This window comes from Anaerosinus sp., from assembly GCF_965318445.1.
This window is the reverse complement of record NZ_CBDNNH010000004.1, coordinates 36,524-49,958: the sequence shown is the minus strand read 5'-3', so window position 1 is coordinate 49,958 and position 13,435 is coordinate 36,524. Positions and strand designations below refer to the sequence as shown.

Here is a 13,435-nt window from a genome sequence, read left to right as displayed (position 1 = left end):
AATCAAACTCCTTTTGTTAATTTATATAACCGCCATCCAACTATGAAAATAATCGTGCTAAGAATGATATTAGTTACTAATTTTATTAGCACTAACTTATTTACAAATTCTTTTGACTGTTCAATATAATCAGAGTTAGATTGAGAGACTAATCCTTTTTGAATATTACTTTGTATGATTTCTTCTACGCGTAAAGCATGATTAATTCCAGTAGTTTTAGCATCAATTAAATTATTTATAAATAGAGTGTTAAAAAATATCGCAAACATGGCAATAATTATGGCGCATTTTAATTTAATTTGTTCATTGATAATCATGTTTGACACACTTTATAGATACGATGAAGGTACTTTTTAGCATCTGTTATCAGCTCCTGTTAAATTCAAAAAGGAAATATATCATTCAGTAACGTTTAAGTATCTATTAGCTACAGTTAATAGATTTTCTTTGTATTCAAATAAATCATCAAGTGAATCTAACTGATATTTAATTTTTTTCTTATTTTCATCAGGCAAAATTAAAGCAATTCTTTGTTCGCTAATCTGCAATCTACAAATCCATTTACGAATATTATTATTGAGTAAAACAGAAAAATAACTTTCTGTATCTTTATAAGAAATAGTGTTTTCTCCAATACAATCACGTAGTAATGTTTTAACTATACAAAATGATTCAATTTCTTCCTCGGTGGTAATTATTCTAGATACTTCTTCAGCATCATTTTCTGAATCATCATCTATTTCAACGGTTTGGGTCGCTGCTTCTTGTCCAGTGACATCTGAACCTAAAGCTGTTTTTAGGCGATCGTTTATTTGTTCGTTAATAAATTGATTTAAAGACTTTTTAATAATTCCTCTAAATTTGTCAATTACATTTTGTGTTTTCATTCCATCATAAATATCGTTAATTATACACCGAATAAAATCTTCTGTAGGATCTACAAGTTGTTGAGAAAGTAATTGTTTTATTTGGCTACTATATTTTAATTCAGATGCAGATGTAAAAATTGTATCAATATCAAAATTAGCTTTTTGGAATTTTTTTAATTCAGGAACAAGCATTTCTTTAATATCTAGTAAATTGAATTCTAAAAACGGTTTTTCATCCATTTTATTTTGTTCATCTAAATCCGTAAAAAATTGATAAATAATCCCGTTTGTTAATATTCCGAATTTAGCTGAAGTAGTGGAGAAGTATCTAAATAATTGGGAACCATGCTTGTCTAAATTCTCTCCACACCATTTAGCTTCAATTAATATAAGAGGATTATCATCTTCATCCATGATGGCATAATCAACTTTTTCACCTTTTTTAATTCCAACATCAGCAGTGTATTCTGGAACAAATTCAAGTGGATTAAAAACATCATAGCCAAGCATTTGGAAGAATGGAAGAATCATTGCTGTTTTTGTAGCTTCTTCGGTAGTGATTTTTTCTTTCATTTTTTCAATACGGGAAGAAAACTGTTTCAATTGATCGATTAAGTCCATTTTTAACATCTCCTAGATAATTATTTTATGTATACAAATTATAAATAGTGAAATATTTATAATGAATTTTCTGTAAATTTATCAAAATATGTCGAATAGCCCTATTTACAATGAAAACCTACATCCATTTTGTTGGATTGTAGGTTTTTATTCTGCCTGTATGGTCAATTTGCATCACACTCCATAAATGTTGATAAGATAGTATGTACTAGATGCGGATCTGGACGTTTGTCATTAATAACTTCACTAATTAAATCCGCGTTAATATCATTGGAATAGGATAGTAGATGTATTGCATATTTATTTGCTTCATATTCTCTCTTAGCAGGAACATAATATGTACTGTCTGCATGAAAATAGTAGCCATAGCCTTTATGTAGTTGGGCGTGTCCAATCTCATGACAGATAGTTAATTTTTGCGCTTGGTAGCACAAGGTATCACTTAAAATGATATACTTACGCTTTAGTACGCGTACCAAAAAACCGCGGATATTATCAGGTAGGGGAGCGTATATAATTTTTAAATCTAATACTTTAGCTAAATTAAATGGATTGCTAGTACCGTGTTTATTAATAAGATTTTTTACGCGAAGCCTGTAATTTATCATAATGATACCTCCGCATAGCTACTGTTTTTTTCTCTTATTGCGTTCTTTAGCATCCCAAAACGCAAGTTCAAGAGCAGCACGAATTTTTTTACGATCATCATCGTTTAACTTATAGGTATCACCATCGAACATAACTTCGGCTTGATTGAGGAATTTTACTAGATCTTTTGGTTGTTTAGGAGAAGTGTCAGGTGGAACATAGTCAGTGCCAATTATTACTTCTATAGACTTACCAAGTACTTTAGATAGATTGGTTATATCATCATGATTTATTGTCGTTGTATATCCGCGTTCCCAATTCGAAATAACTTGTGACGACTTATTAACTAAATCGCCTAATTCTTTTTGAGTTAACCCTTTTTCTTTCCTAAATCTCTTTATTCGTTCGCTAATTGTCACTTTTTCTCACCTCTTATATGCAATATTAACATAAACTAACGAAATTTGTTACAAAACTAACGGGATTTGAGAAAATTTTATAAAAACATATTGACTATAACGCAATCCGTTAGTATAATAATTATAACGAAATACGTTAGTTGAGGGTGGTGATTAAATGGGAGCACATGAAAATATTGAAAGAGTTCGTGTAGCAAAAGGTATTACGAAAACTTTTATTGCTAATAAATTAGGAATGTCTTTGCAAGGTTATAGGTATTTAGCTAGTGGTCAAGTAAGATTAGATGTTGAGCGAATGCAGATAATTGCCAAAGCACTAAATGTTAATAGTGCAATTTTTTTAGATGACAAACTAACGGATTACGTTATAGAAGAAATATCTTCATAAGTAATCAAGCAATTCCACACCTTTCATAAAGTCAATGTCAGCGAAGTATCGCATATGTACTGTATGTGCCATCGGCGTACTAAGAAATTGATTTTACGAAGGGTGTGGGGAGAGAAAGGGGTGAGGAGATGGAGGAAACAGCAGTATTAAAACTGCTCAATAATTAATGTACTACAAAAATCTGTGTGAAAAAAGTACATCAATTACACAAAAAGGATGTGAAATGATGGATGTAAATATGCTAGGGGATTTATCAGATATGGTTCAGCTTGCTGTAATGTCGTGTGACATACCACCAAAGGTACTAGCGAAAGAGGTTGAATGTTCCCTATCCGCTATATACGAAGCCGCTAAGGGGAATAGGCAAATACCAGCTAAGTCAATGCGTGAGTTCGCTAAAACAAATCTCATAGCGGCGGCGAGCATGGCAATGCAAGTAACAGGACTAAAAGCATTCTTCGGATATCGAAAAGGGGACAGGCATATACAGAGCAGGCTTGTTGAACTCAAAATGTACGACAAGCAAGCTGATGAAGCAATGCACAGCTTACCGGAACTTCTATTTAATAAAAACAATCGTGCTGAATTGAGCGATGAAGAGCTGAACAACCTTATTCGTGCGGTCACGAAAATGATTGAGCGCGACAATGTAAGTTTTAATCTTATGATGGAGTTGGATATAAAATATCAACTCAACCTTACAGAGTTGATGCAAAAAGGCATAAAAAAAGAAACCGCATGTGCGGGAACACATACGATTTCGCGGTTTAAAAATATTATGTAATTAATTATATCAAAACATAAAAGCAAAATCAATGTAAAAGGGTGAGATGGATGGATCAAAATGATTATCTTTTAGGCAGTGATGAAATAGCGAAAAGATTGGGGTGTAATCGTAATTTTGTAGGCGCTTTAATTAATTCCGGTCTATTGAGGGCTCTAAGATTTGGTAGAACACGCAAAGTTAGAAATTCAACATTAAATGAATTCTTGAAAAAGTATGAAGGTTACGATTTACACGAGTTGGTCAAAAAAAATCCCTGTCAAGCGACAGGCTAAGACGAGGTGATGAAAATGTTACTCACGATTCGAGATAGTACATTCATTATCAATGACAACGGATTCAAAATCATTACGCAAGATAGCCACCTTGTAAGCGACTACTTAGTGAAGGAGAGTGCAGATAGTGAGGATGCTAACTAAAGCAATTCTGGTTGCAGGTGTTATCGCTGTTAGTGCAACATTAGCAGGCTTCGTAATTCCACCGCATATAGACAAAAGCGAAACTTACATAGTTAAGAAAGGCGACACGCTTTGGGATATTGCTGGTGTGTACATGAAGAAGAATACATATGCGCCACGTCAGCAAGACGAATTTATGCATGGAATTATCGAGCATAATTACGACAGATTATTTGTACCCCGTGTTACTTCTCATGATAGAAGTGGGGCAACGATTTATCCTGGCGATGAATTAGAGATAGTTTGGCAAGAAAAATTGGACAAGTGAGGGATTGAATTGGCAAAGAAAAAGACCTGCTATGTATGCGGTAAAAAACTTCGTGGAATTGACGGTACATATATGACGAATGAATTTCATAAGCCTGTATTTGTTTGTAAGGATGATAGAAATTGTCAAAAGCGATTCATAAGGATTTAGTATTGCATTGCTAGAGGTCATGAAGCTCATGGCTTCTATGGAGGGCAATACTCCAGAAAGAAGGTGAGAATATGGAAGAAGTAAGATGCGTTAAACAGGACAAAGCTTTGCTTGAACTGGAGTTAAGTAGTAGATTCGGCAATAAGCTTGCACCTGTAAGGTATAGCTTGGCAGCAGGCCAACGAATCAAAGGTATGCTAGGGATGAACCGCATAGACCCTTGGAGAAAAGAAAAACCGTCAGCGACGGCAATCGCTAACGGCAAGTAAAGAAAAATCAATTTAAGTGATTATATCACAAAAGGACGGTGTAATCAATGATAGTTAAATGCAACGCAGACACATGCAAGCATTGCAACAGTGGAATTTGTTTAGCTCCTGTGATTGAGCTAGAAAACGTTGAATTCGAGTATGGAACGTGTAAGTCGTTAGATACGGATAAGGAATATCAAAATGAGCAGTTTTGTAAATCGTATGAAAGCGAGTTGATGTAAATGAAAGTGTATAGAGTTTCATTTCGCGATAGATCAAGAAAGGAAATTGAAAGCGTAGAGCTTCAAGCTATTACGGCAGATATGGCGTTGACGTTTTCTCAAAAGGTAGCAAGACGAATCAAAGGATGCGTAAGTATGTCGGCAGTGCTAATCGGAACGGAGGATGGAATATATGTCAACTAATCTAGCTGAAATTATAAATGAATTCGAAGAACAAGAGTTTCAAGAAGAAATATCTGCAATCGCAACCGATGAAGAAGCTGAAAAAATAATGCAAAAAATCGCTTGGGTTGCCAAGAAAAAAGCAGAAAAGCAATCACAATATGATGAGCAAATAGCTTTTTTGAACCGCAAAAAAGCTGTAGCTGATGAATGGTTACAGAAGGAAATTGAATCATTGAACGGATATTCTGCAAGCCTAGAAAGTCAACTTAGACCTTATATTGAGAAAAAATTAGACGGTAAAAAAACACGTTCAATAAAATTTATCAATGGTAAAGCTGGACTCAGAAAAGGAACTGAAAAGTTTTACATAGCAAACCAAGAAGTAAAAAACGATAATCCTAAATTAATTGAAATTGTAAAAACTTATGATGAATCCTTGATAAAAACCAAAGAGATAGCCGATTGGGCATCGTTTAAAAAGACTTTGAATGTAACTGATAGTGGTAAGGTAGTAAATGCAGATGGCGAGATTATTCAAGATATGGAAGTTATTTGTTCGGAAGATAAGTTTTATGTGGAGGTTTAGAAAATGATTAAAAAAATCATTAATATTCAGTCGCAGCTTAAATGTGAAAAATCGCAGTATAACGATTTTGGTAAATATAAATATCGTTCATGTGAAGATATTCTTGAAGCTGTGAAACCTCTTTTAAAGCAAGAAGAATTAATGCTAAATGTAAGTGATGAAATAGTCATGATAGGAACAAGATATTACGTCAAGGCTACAGCTGAAATATCAGACGGAACCAATAAAATATCAACTATAGCTTATGCACGTGAAGATGAAATCAAGAAAGGCATGGATGGTAGTCAAATAACTGGTGCAGCATCATCTTATGCACGTAAATATGCTCTAAACGGTTTATTTTGTATAGATGATACCAAGGATTCAGATACCACAAATAAAGGCACACAGAGAGAAAGCGAAAGTAATGAACTAACAGTAATGTTAAAAGGAAAGACTTACAAATTAACGGATTTGTCAAAAGAACAGCTAAAATGGATAGCTGATAATTATAAGAATCAAACTATTAAAGCGAAGGCAATAGAATTGCTGAGTAAGTAATACAGGCGGCAATATCAGTCGCCTCAAACCTACAGGATAGGAGTAGGGAAAATGAACTACATAAAACAACTAAACTTATTCGATGATTTGAGTGTTGCAATCGGGTTGCCGACATCTGCACAAACCATTTACTATAAATTACTTAGTCTAAATAACCGTGCAGCATGGGCCGAAACATTCATCGCGACTAATCAAGTAATAATGTTTAGAGCAGGTATAAGGGATGAAAAAACGTTTATAAGAAACAGAAACCTGTTAAAGCAGGCAAATCTTATAGATTTTGTTCCCGGTAAAAAAGGTCAGCCAACGAGATATAAAATAATTGATTTAGAATTCACTGGGTATAACCCAGTATATATGCCAGTACAAACGCCAGTGAATATGCCAGTGAAAACGCCAGTACAAACGCCAGACATATATAAACAAGAAGAAAACAAAAAAGAAAAGAGTAAAAAGAATTTTACTCCACCTACACTTGAAGATGTAAAAGTATATTGTCTGGAAAAAGAATTAACTGTTAATCCTGCTGACTTTTACAATTACTTTGAATCTGGTAATTGGATTGATAGTAAAGGTAACAAAGTTCGTAATTGGAAGCAAAAAATACTTACTTGGCAAAATTATTCTAGTCGTCAAAATAAACAAGCTACAGTTTATAAACCGCCGAATGGCAAGGGTGTATTTGTTGCCGATTAATATATAGGGGAAAATCCAGTATATATGCCAGTATATATGCCAGTACAAACGCCAGTAAAAAAGAGGAAGTGAGAAAATGAAAATAGATAATAAAGAACGCGTGTTTATGATCGAATTTTTAAAAGACAGGACAGAACAAATTGCTTTAAAAGCAATAGAGCATTTAAAAAATAACACATACGAAAAGTTATTTTTTACACAAATGTTAAGTGGTAGTGACCTTGCAGTTGTTGGATTACTCAATATTCTACATAACAGGTATTTAAGTGGGCGAAGGAATGTTGCTATATGAGTACAGGAATAGATTATGAATCAGAAAGATATATCATTGCTTGTATGTTGCAAAAAGAAGAAGTATTGCAAATGGCTATTGAAAAATTACAAGTTAGCGATTTTGTCTTAAAAGAAAATCAAAACTTATTTATAGCGATTTCGCAAATGTATGACAATCAAGAAAAAGTTGATATAGTCACGGTACCGATAAAGCATCGTGAAATTATAAAAACTTTGCCTAATAACTGGAGTACATACACGGATGTTTTTTATACCGAAGGCGGTGTTAAAACAGCAATTAATAAGCTGAAAGCAGAAAGTAAAAATAGGGTTTTATTAAACTTAGCAGATAAAATCAAGGCTGATATTAAAAGTGGCGAGAATCCCGATACTGTTTTTAGTGAAATTGAAAAATGTATGGTAGAACGTACATCAACAGCTAATAGAAAATATCTTAACGGAAAAGAATTTGGTATTGGATGTCTTGAAGCGGTATGTGAACGCATGGATGAAGCTACACGAACAAAGAATGTAATCTACACAGGTTTTAAGTCGCTAAATAAGATTAGTGGCGGTATGGAAAAAGGGGATTTAATTATAATATCTGGGCGCACAGGTGGCGGTAAATCCATTTTCGCAATGAATCTGATAAAGGATATAGCAATAATGCAAAAAAGACCTTCTTTGTATCTCAATAGTGAAATGAGCGAAAGACAGATGCAACTTAGACTACTTAGCCATATGAGTCAATATTCACACCAAAAATTACGTGGTGGTGAAAATATTACTACTGACGATTTTAGAAGATTATCCGAAACAAGCGAAAGAATATCACAAGGTAATTTTATCTTTGCGACAATACCGGATCTACAAGTTGAAACGGTAATCGGTGATATTGTTAAGTATAAGCGCAGAAATGATATAGAGTTTGTTATTGTCGATTATGTTGGACGTGTAGATACAATGAATAACAAAAATAAAGATGATTGGCAATTGTATAAAAGTGCGGCACAAAAATTAAAAACAATAGCACAAGAACTTGGACTGGTTGTAATCATGATTGCACAGTTAAGTAAGTCCGGTGATTTAGCACAATCAAGTTATATGAGTCACGAAGCGGATCTATGGCTCAGTATAGAAAAAATGAATGAGGAAGATGTATTTAATAACGAACCGTTTAATCGGTGGCTAGATATCAAAAAAGCGCGAAACGTAGATGATACGAGTATGTTAAGGTTTAGATTTAATGGTGATACACTGACTTTTACGGATGATTTTTATAAGGCGCGTGTATTTCAAGACTTAGAGAAACAAAAAGAAGTAGGCAAGGCGGTGTAGGGAAATGAATAGATCAAGTCGGAGAAAGCTATCAAAGAAAGGCGTAGCAGAAAAAGTAATTGGACTTGCCCTAACCGATACACAGCGGAAAATACGTATAGATACAATCAATGATTTGAGCGCAATGGTATACATGGTTCTACATGACAAATTCGGATTTGGAGAAAAGAGAATAAAGAGATTTTATTCTGAAATGGGAAAACTCGGCGAATGTATGAGAGACGGACTTGTCAACATGGATGATATGAAAAAAATGCTGCTTGAAGAGTGCAAAATAAATATAGGCGGTGTAAGCGATGATAAGTGATAGTGAACTAGATATGGCGATTATTAAGTTGAATGATGCTTATGTAAATGAAGAAGTAAATTTACCAGATGAATGTGACATTATAGTACCTGCATTATTGGAATTAAAAGAGCATAGGGAATCATCCTTACGCCCTGCAACCAAGTTTTTAGCAAACACCATAGGACAACAATTAAGCCATATTCACCAGGAATTTAAAGAGGTGGAATTAGAACTTGGATATGGATGTTTAGGTATAGATAAAGCGGTAGAGGAACTTATAGATTTACAGACAGCGTGCGAAACAATGCTTGCTATATTAGGATTAGATGAAAAACAACGTATGCAAGCTAGGCGCAAGGTCATAGAAAAGAATCAAGCAAGGGGGTATTACTGTGAATAAAGTAATTCTAGTAGGTCGTCTAGCACGCGATCCAGACGTAAGATATACGACTTCGGGCAAAACAACGGCTTCATTCGCCTTAGCTGTGAATCGCAGAGTAGGACAAGGCAAGGAGCAACAAGCTGATTTTATTCCTATCGTTGCATGGGAAAAGTTAGCCGAGATTGCAGGAAATAATCTTATAAAAGGTAGTCAAATTCTAGTAGAAGGACGTATGCAAATCCGTAACTATGAAGATAAAAACGGTCAAAAGCGATACGTGACGGAAGTTATTGCACAAAACTTTGAGTTTTTGGGTAGTAAGCCAAGTGGACAATCTAGTATGCCAACCGGTGCAGAATCGTTTGGTAGTGAGGTAGATGATGATGAATTAATACCATTTTGAGAGGTGAAATAATAATGATGAAAGTTTGTAGAGAATGTTGCAGAGAACTACCAATAGAGGAATTTTATAAGCATTCGCGAATGGAAGATGGACATTTGAATAAGTGTAAAGAATGTGTTAAATCAAGAGTTGGAAAGTATAGAGAACATAACATAGAAAAAATCAGAGAATATGATAGAAATCGCGGAAGTTTCCCAAAAAGACAGGCTATTAGAACGAAAATAACTAAAAAACGCAGGCATGAGGTTGACGGATATCAAAAGTCGCACAATGCAGTTGTTAGAGCAATTAAAAAAGGCTTAATACAACGATCGAATACTTGCCAAATTTGTGGGAAACAAGGCAAAACAGAAGGACATCATTTTGATTATCACTTATCTCTAAAAGTAATCTGGCTTTGTCCTGCTTGCCATAAGCAATATCACACCGGCAAAAGTATGAGAGCGGAACAGGTTAGGAAAATAGCGGATATGATGTTGGCGGTAAGAAAAGATGTCGGATGATGTGGGGTGAGATAGATGGAGAAAATAACAATAGTAATTCCAATGAGATTACCAGGATTGAATGATTACATAAATGTGTGCAGGAGTAATAAATATCAAGCAGCTACATACAAAAAGCAAGTTGAAAATGATTGTTTAATATTTATCAGATCAGCACTAAAAGGACGTAAATTTGACAGTATAGGCTTATGCTTTAGGTGGTTCGAAAAAAATCGTCAGAGGGATAAAGATAATATTGCATTTGCTAAGAAATTTATTCTTGATGCATTACAAACAGCAAAGATATTGGTGAATGATGGATGGTCACAGATAAGATATTTTCACGATGAATTTGAAGTGGACAAGGATAATCCTAGGGTGGAGATTACAATTGAAGGAATGAAATAGAAAAAGGGCGGCATAGACCGTCCTATTCGTGCGTGTGGGGTGATTGATATGGCGAAAGAAACACTTTGTAATTTATGTTTAAAAAAAGGCGAAGTACATACAATGCTTTACAGTCGTAAAAACAAACGATATATTTGTCCAAACTGCAAAACAATTACTTTGCCAATGCCAAAAGATGATGATTATGTTGAAAAAGAAGTATCGGATGAAATAAAAGAACTTATGCAGGAGAAGTACAAAGCTAATCTGCCCGCTAAAGAGCCTATTCCAGCCGGAGAGGCTATGAAAGGTGGTGGGGGTAAGAGTAAAGGGCAGAGTAAAAAAGGGCTTATGCAAAAGAAATCGCTAAGTCAACTTTATAAAGAATTATAAAAATTTTTAGTTAAAGTTAAAAATATTGCACACTTTACTAAAGTTGTGTTATAATGAGAATATCCCGTGTACCTAACGGGCAATTACATAAAAATTTTAAGCCGTTCACGTGTTGGATGGCTTTTTTCTATGCTATTTTAAAAACACAATAAATTTTTTAAGTAAAAGAGGAATGCGTGTTCTGATCATAGAATGAATCTCTAAAGGTTATATTTTGTAAAATATTATCAGAATGGAGTTGAACTCTCATTGGAATTAAGAAAATTATTATCTAGAGAAGTTGGATTACTACTAAGGAGTAAAAGTTCCCAAGATCATCAATGGTTAATAAAACATTTGAACTTTGGAAAGCCGTTCGAGCCGAACAAAGTTGAATTTTCTGAGCAAGAACGAGCAATGTATATTAATAATATAGAATATATAATTACTGCTGCAAATAAGGAGTGGAGACTAAGGGATGAGAACCCGTTTATTGAGTTAGAAAATGGAACGGCAGTTTGCCAAATTTGCGGCAACACACAAACTAAAAAAATTTTCTATATAAGAAATCAATTAACAGGGAACGAACTAAATGTTGGAAGTGAATGTATTCAAAGATTTAAAATAGCTAAAACTGGAACTATAGCACAGACAATGCAGGAATTTCAAGAAAATAGACAACGTACACGTTTAATGCAAAGTATTCCTGACATTTTTGTTAAAGCGGTATCGTGGAAAAATGAAATAAAAGTGCAACCGTATGTTATCCCTAATAAATTAGCTAATCGATTTTTAAAGATTTGTGCTGAAATTGAGAGTGAATATAATAAATATATCAAAAGTAAAGATGAACCTTCGGCAGATTTAATTGAGAAATTTAAGACATTGATATCTACAGGAGAACAATACTTCGATGAAATTGAGCAATATATCAAAGAAATTAATTTGGTTAGTAGACCAGCAACGCGAAAAGTATGGACATGGATGAAACAAAAACAATTGGATGAAGGAATACAAACAGCTCTTAAAAATATTGAAGAAACAGGACAAGTTTTATGGATAGATGCTTGGCGCATTACGGAAAATGGGTTTATGGTGTCTTTAATAGATGAGATAAATGATTTTTTGAAAAAAACGATGATAAGTATAAAGTTTATTGATGTAGATGGGGGTAGTGATAGAAATGGAAGATATGTTATTGAAACATCGGCAATAGATGGATCTTCGATAAAATTGAGTTGCCATCATGGAGAATTATTTTTAGAATGTGGAGATATTTTATTAGGCGAAGAAAGCAACGATGATAATAGCATACAAGAAATTGTAATTAAAAATAGCATCCCATATTCATCGAAAGATACAAATCAAATTATTGTAATAGCTCGAAATAATTTGTTAGGAAACATAATTTTAGCACCAGAATACGATAATAATAATACGGATATGATAGCTGTTCTTAATAAAAATACAGGATTATTTGCATGGCTTAACGAAAACACATTAGCAAAAATATTAGTCCCTTTTTCAGTGAATTTGCAAGATGAAAGATCAATAATGAATGAAATAGAAAAATTACATTTAAAATGGATGGATAAAAAAGAAATTAAAGAACTCCTAAATATTGAGAAAATAATGAAAAATAAATATTAAAAATAGTCACCTACATATTTGTAGGTGGCTATTTTTTATGCGCGGAGGTAGCTATGGGAGAGAAAAAAGAGAAACCACAGGAAAATCACACAGCAATAGTACATCCACCAACAAAGCCAGCACGAAAAGGTAGCAGAGTGACAAGGGTGTTAAAATAATGTTATTTTCTGGGAAATATTAAAATGATAGCAAAAGATAAAAGAATTAGGCTCAAAGGAAAAGCATTAGCAAAACTAAATAGTGATATATATGAACGTGACGGCGGTGTATGTGTAATATGCGGTCGTTTTGTTATGCCCGGAACAAAATATCATCACGAGCCTTGCGGTGCGAGAAAAAGTGATGAAATAGAAAAGGGTGTAGTCCTGTGTAATGATTGTCACTATGAACGCCATCACGGGAAAAATTTGCAACTATACAAAAACAAAATAAACAAATATTTGGAGGGGTTATATGGATAGCAGGGAACTGGCAGAGTTAAGGCAAGATTTGCTACAGGCGCGGCGCAACATGTGTGAATGCGTAAAGAAAATAGATCCGCTCAGAAAAGCAATGATATTATCCAAGACAGCATACCAAAGGGAATTGGCTAGGGCAAAGGTTAAAGCTAGAGAATTGGCTCAAACAACAGCTGATAAGCAAGCCACAATGATAAATGCAGTAGCAGAGCTAGACGATAACGTAATTAAGGCTAGAGATGATTATGATATTAAACTTGCGATGTATGAGCAGGCTGAATGTGAATTGAAGAATGTAGAGGATGAAATCAAGGCGGTAAAGAAAGCGATGAGTACAATTGAAACAGAAATGAGAAGTTTTGGTTAATATTGCAGG

26 protein-coding genes are annotated in these 13,435 nt (G+C 34.1%); 22 read left to right on the top strand and 4 right to left on the bottom strand.

Annotation, left to right across the window (positions count from 1 at the left end; genetic code table 11):
• Positions 1-2: 2 nt before the first annotated feature.
• From ACWZFG_RS03455 to ACWZFG_RS03440, 4 genes are all read right to left on the bottom strand, one after another.
• The gene (locus ACWZFG_RS03455; RefSeq protein ID WP_455577097.1) at positions 3-317 is read right to left on the bottom strand and encodes a hypothetical protein; all 315 of its coding nucleotides are present in this window, start codon (positions 315-317) and stop codon (positions 3-5) included.
• 81 nt (positions 318-398) lie between these two features.
• Positions 399-1,490, bottom strand: coding sequence for a type I restriction endonuclease (locus ACWZFG_RS03450; RefSeq protein WP_455577096.1), 1,092 nt, complete (start codon positions 1,488-1,490; stop codon positions 399-401).
• Between the two features lie 164 nt (positions 1,491-1,654).
• Positions 1,655-2,098, bottom strand: a complete 444-nt coding sequence (locus ACWZFG_RS03445; protein WP_455577095.1) for an ImmA/IrrE family metallo-endopeptidase — start codon at positions 2,096-2,098, stop codon at positions 1,655-1,657.
• A gap of 18 nt (positions 2,099-2,116) precedes the next feature.
• Complete coding sequence (locus tag ACWZFG_RS03440) at positions 2,117-2,497, bottom strand: helix-turn-helix transcriptional regulator (RefSeq protein ID WP_455577094.1); 381 nt, start codon at positions 2,495-2,497, stop codon at positions 2,117-2,119.
• A gap of 157 nt (positions 2,498-2,654) precedes the next feature.
• Between ACWZFG_RS03440 and ACWZFG_RS03435 the strand changes: the two genes are divergently transcribed.
• The 22 genes from ACWZFG_RS03435 to ACWZFG_RS03330 all read left to right on the top strand — a co-directional run bounded on the left by ACWZFG_RS03435 (position 2,655) and on the right by ACWZFG_RS03330 (position 13,426).
• Positions 2,655-2,885, top strand: coding sequence for a helix-turn-helix domain-containing protein (locus ACWZFG_RS03435; protein WP_455577093.1), 231 nt, complete (start codon positions 2,655-2,657; stop codon positions 2,883-2,885).
• A 226-nt stretch (positions 2,886-3,111) separates the two neighbouring features.
• Positions 3,112-3,669, top strand: coding sequence for a hypothetical protein (locus tag ACWZFG_RS03430; RefSeq protein ID WP_455577092.1), 558 nt, complete (start codon positions 3,112-3,114; stop codon positions 3,667-3,669).
• Between the two features lie 50 nt (positions 3,670-3,719).
• Positions 3,720-3,944, top strand: a complete 225-nt coding sequence (locus tag ACWZFG_RS03425; RefSeq protein ID WP_455577091.1) for a helix-turn-helix domain-containing protein — start codon at positions 3,720-3,722, stop codon at positions 3,942-3,944.
• A 127-nt stretch (positions 3,945-4,071) separates the two neighbouring features.
• Complete coding sequence (locus ACWZFG_RS03420) at positions 4,072-4,395, top strand: LysM peptidoglycan-binding domain-containing protein (protein WP_455577090.1); 324 nt, start codon at positions 4,072-4,074, stop codon at positions 4,393-4,395.
• A gap of 9 nt (positions 4,396-4,404) precedes the next feature.
• On the top strand, positions 4,405-4,545 hold the full coding sequence (locus tag ACWZFG_RS03415) for a hypothetical protein (RefSeq protein WP_177505946.1): 141 nt from the start codon (positions 4,405-4,407) through the stop codon (positions 4,543-4,545).
• Positions 4,546-4,616: 71 nt separating this feature from the next.
• Positions 4,617-4,814, top strand: a complete 198-nt coding sequence (locus ACWZFG_RS03410; RefSeq protein WP_177505947.1) for a hypothetical protein — start codon at positions 4,617-4,619, stop codon at positions 4,812-4,814.
• A 47-nt stretch (positions 4,815-4,861) separates the two neighbouring features.
• The gene (locus ACWZFG_RS03405) at positions 4,862-5,038 is read left to right on the top strand and encodes a hypothetical protein (protein WP_177505948.1); all 177 of its coding nucleotides are present in this window, start codon (positions 4,862-4,864) and stop codon (positions 5,036-5,038) included.
• Positions 5,039-5,221 (top strand): hypothetical protein, encoded by a 183-nt coding sequence (locus ACWZFG_RS03400; protein ID WP_455577089.1) that lies wholly within the window; start codon positions 5,039-5,041, stop codon positions 5,219-5,221.
• A complete protein-coding gene (locus ACWZFG_RS03395; RefSeq protein ID WP_455577088.1) occupies positions 5,211-5,789 on the top strand; it encodes a host-nuclease inhibitor Gam family protein in 579 nt (192 codons plus the stop codon). Before ACWZFG_RS03400 ends, ACWZFG_RS03395 begins: the two co-directional genes overlap by 11 nt.
• A gap of 3 nt (positions 5,790-5,792) precedes the next feature.
• Entirely contained in the window at positions 5,793-6,329 is a 537-nt protein-coding gene (locus ACWZFG_RS03390; protein WP_455577087.1) for an ERF family protein, read from the top strand.
• A 51-nt stretch (positions 6,330-6,380) separates the two neighbouring features.
• A complete protein-coding gene (locus tag ACWZFG_RS03385) occupies positions 6,381-7,025 on the top strand; it encodes a hypothetical protein (RefSeq protein ID WP_455577086.1) in 645 nt (214 codons plus the stop codon).
• Between the two features lie 76 nt (positions 7,026-7,101).
• Entirely contained in the window at positions 7,102-7,317 is a 216-nt protein-coding gene (locus tag ACWZFG_RS03380) for a hypothetical protein (protein WP_455577085.1), read from the top strand.
• Complete coding sequence (locus ACWZFG_RS03375) at positions 7,314-8,636, top strand: DnaB-like helicase C-terminal domain-containing protein (RefSeq protein WP_455577084.1); 1,323 nt, start codon at positions 7,314-7,316, stop codon at positions 8,634-8,636. The genes ACWZFG_RS03380 and ACWZFG_RS03375 overlap by 4 nt, the downstream gene beginning before the upstream one ends.
• A 4-nt stretch (positions 8,637-8,640) precedes the next feature.
• Positions 8,641-8,943 (top strand): hypothetical protein, encoded by a 303-nt coding sequence (locus tag ACWZFG_RS03370; protein WP_455577083.1) that lies wholly within the window; start codon positions 8,641-8,643, stop codon positions 8,941-8,943.
• A complete protein-coding gene (locus ACWZFG_RS03365; protein ID WP_455577082.1) occupies positions 8,933-9,325 on the top strand; it encodes a hypothetical protein in 393 nt (130 codons plus the stop codon). Before ACWZFG_RS03370 ends, ACWZFG_RS03365 begins: the two co-directional genes overlap by 11 nt.
• The gene (locus ACWZFG_RS03360) at positions 9,318-9,710 is read left to right on the top strand and encodes a single-stranded DNA-binding protein (protein WP_455577081.1); all 393 of its coding nucleotides are present in this window, start codon (positions 9,318-9,320) and stop codon (positions 9,708-9,710) included. Before ACWZFG_RS03365 ends, ACWZFG_RS03360 begins: the two co-directional genes overlap by 8 nt.
• Positions 9,711-9,724: 14 nt before the next feature.
• Complete coding sequence (locus ACWZFG_RS03355) at positions 9,725-10,213, top strand: hypothetical protein (RefSeq protein WP_455577080.1); 489 nt, start codon at positions 9,725-9,727, stop codon at positions 10,211-10,213.
• 15 nt (positions 10,214-10,228) lie between these two features.
• Positions 10,229-10,600: a hypothetical protein gene (locus tag ACWZFG_RS03350; RefSeq protein ID WP_455577079.1), complete on the top strand. Its 372-nt coding sequence runs from the start codon at positions 10,229-10,231 to the stop codon at positions 10,598-10,600.
• Positions 10,601-10,648: 48 nt separating this feature from the next.
• Positions 10,649-10,972 (top strand): hypothetical protein, encoded by a 324-nt coding sequence (locus ACWZFG_RS03345; protein WP_455577078.1) that lies wholly within the window; start codon positions 10,649-10,651, stop codon positions 10,970-10,972.
• A 249-nt stretch (positions 10,973-11,221) separates the two neighbouring features.
• Positions 11,222-12,601 (top strand): hypothetical protein, encoded by a 1,380-nt coding sequence (locus tag ACWZFG_RS03340; RefSeq protein ID WP_455577077.1) that lies wholly within the window; start codon positions 11,222-11,224, stop codon positions 12,599-12,601.
• A gap of 182 nt (positions 12,602-12,783) precedes the next feature.
• The gene (locus tag ACWZFG_RS03335; protein ID WP_455577076.1) at positions 12,784-13,062 is read left to right on the top strand and encodes a hypothetical protein; all 279 of its coding nucleotides are present in this window, start codon (positions 12,784-12,786) and stop codon (positions 13,060-13,062) included.
• Positions 13,055-13,426 (top strand): hypothetical protein, encoded by a 372-nt coding sequence (locus ACWZFG_RS03330; protein ID WP_455577075.1) that lies wholly within the window; start codon positions 13,055-13,057, stop codon positions 13,424-13,426. Before ACWZFG_RS03335 ends, ACWZFG_RS03330 begins: the two co-directional genes overlap by 8 nt.
• Positions 13,427-13,435 lie beyond the last annotated feature (9 nt).

What these genes read in the sequence shown, in the direction of transcription:
- ACWZFG_RS03350 (WP_455577079.1), top strand. Translation starts at nt 10,229, where the DNA reads ATGGAGAAAATAACAATAGTAATTCCAATGAGATTACCAGGATTGAAT.
- ACWZFG_RS03365 (WP_455577082.1), top strand. Translation starts at nt 8,933, where the DNA reads ATGATAAGTGATAGTGAACTAGATATGGCGATTATTAAGTTGAATGAT.
- ACWZFG_RS03345 (WP_455577078.1), top strand. Translation starts at nt 10,649, where the DNA reads ATGGCGAAAGAAACACTTTGTAATTTATGTTTAAAAAAAGGCGAAGTA.
- ACWZFG_RS03370 (WP_455577083.1), top strand. Translation starts at nt 8,641, where the DNA reads ATGAATAGATCAAGTCGGAGAAAGCTATCAAAGAAAGGCGTAGCAGAA.
- ACWZFG_RS03390 (WP_455577087.1), top strand. Translation starts at nt 5,793, where the DNA reads ATGATTAAAAAAATCATTAATATTCAGTCGCAGCTTAAATGTGAAAAA.
- ACWZFG_RS03425 (WP_455577091.1), top strand. Translation starts at nt 3,720, where the DNA reads ATGGATCAAAATGATTATCTTTTAGGCAGTGATGAAATAGCGAAAAGA.
- ACWZFG_RS03410 (WP_177505947.1), top strand. Translation starts at nt 4,617, where the DNA reads ATGGAAGAAGTAAGATGCGTTAAACAGGACAAAGCTTTGCTTGAACTG.
- ACWZFG_RS03405 (WP_177505948.1), top strand. Translation starts at nt 4,862, where the DNA reads ATGATAGTTAAATGCAACGCAGACACATGCAAGCATTGCAACAGTGGA.
- ACWZFG_RS03380 (WP_455577085.1), top strand. Translation starts at nt 7,102, where the DNA reads ATGAAAATAGATAATAAAGAACGCGTGTTTATGATCGAATTTTTAAAA.
- ACWZFG_RS03445 (WP_455577095.1), bottom strand. Translation starts at nt 2,098, where the DNA reads ATGATAAATTACAGGCTTCGCGTAAAAAATCTTATTAATAAACACGGT.
- ACWZFG_RS03385 (WP_455577086.1), top strand. Translation starts at nt 6,381, where the DNA reads ATGAACTACATAAAACAACTAAACTTATTCGATGATTTGAGTGTTGCA.
- ACWZFG_RS03335 (WP_455577076.1), top strand. Translation starts at nt 12,784, where the DNA reads ATGATAGCAAAAGATAAAAGAATTAGGCTCAAAGGAAAAGCATTAGCA.
- ACWZFG_RS03355 (WP_455577080.1), top strand. Translation starts at nt 9,725, where the DNA reads ATGATGAAAGTTTGTAGAGAATGTTGCAGAGAACTACCAATAGAGGAA.
- ACWZFG_RS03435 (WP_455577093.1), top strand. Translation starts at nt 2,655, where the DNA reads ATGGGAGCACATGAAAATATTGAAAGAGTTCGTGTAGCAAAAGGTATT.
- ACWZFG_RS03330 (WP_455577075.1), top strand. Translation starts at nt 13,055, where the DNA reads ATGGATAGCAGGGAACTGGCAGAGTTAAGGCAAGATTTGCTACAGGCG.
- ACWZFG_RS03455 (WP_455577097.1), bottom strand. Translation starts at nt 317, where the DNA reads ATGATTATCAATGAACAAATTAAATTAAAATGCGCCATAATTATTGCC.
- ACWZFG_RS03430 (WP_455577092.1), top strand. Translation starts at nt 3,112, where the DNA reads ATGGATGTAAATATGCTAGGGGATTTATCAGATATGGTTCAGCTTGCT.
- ACWZFG_RS03400 (WP_455577089.1), top strand. Translation starts at nt 5,039, where the DNA reads ATGAAAGTGTATAGAGTTTCATTTCGCGATAGATCAAGAAAGGAAATT.
- ACWZFG_RS03450 (WP_455577096.1), bottom strand. Translation starts at nt 1,490, where the DNA reads ATGGACTTAATCGATCAATTGAAACAGTTTTCTTCCCGTATTGAAAAA.
- ACWZFG_RS03375 (WP_455577084.1), top strand. Translation starts at nt 7,314, where the DNA reads ATGAGTACAGGAATAGATTATGAATCAGAAAGATATATCATTGCTTGT.
- ACWZFG_RS03395 (WP_455577088.1), top strand. Translation starts at nt 5,211, where the DNA reads ATGTCAACTAATCTAGCTGAAATTATAAATGAATTCGAAGAACAAGAG.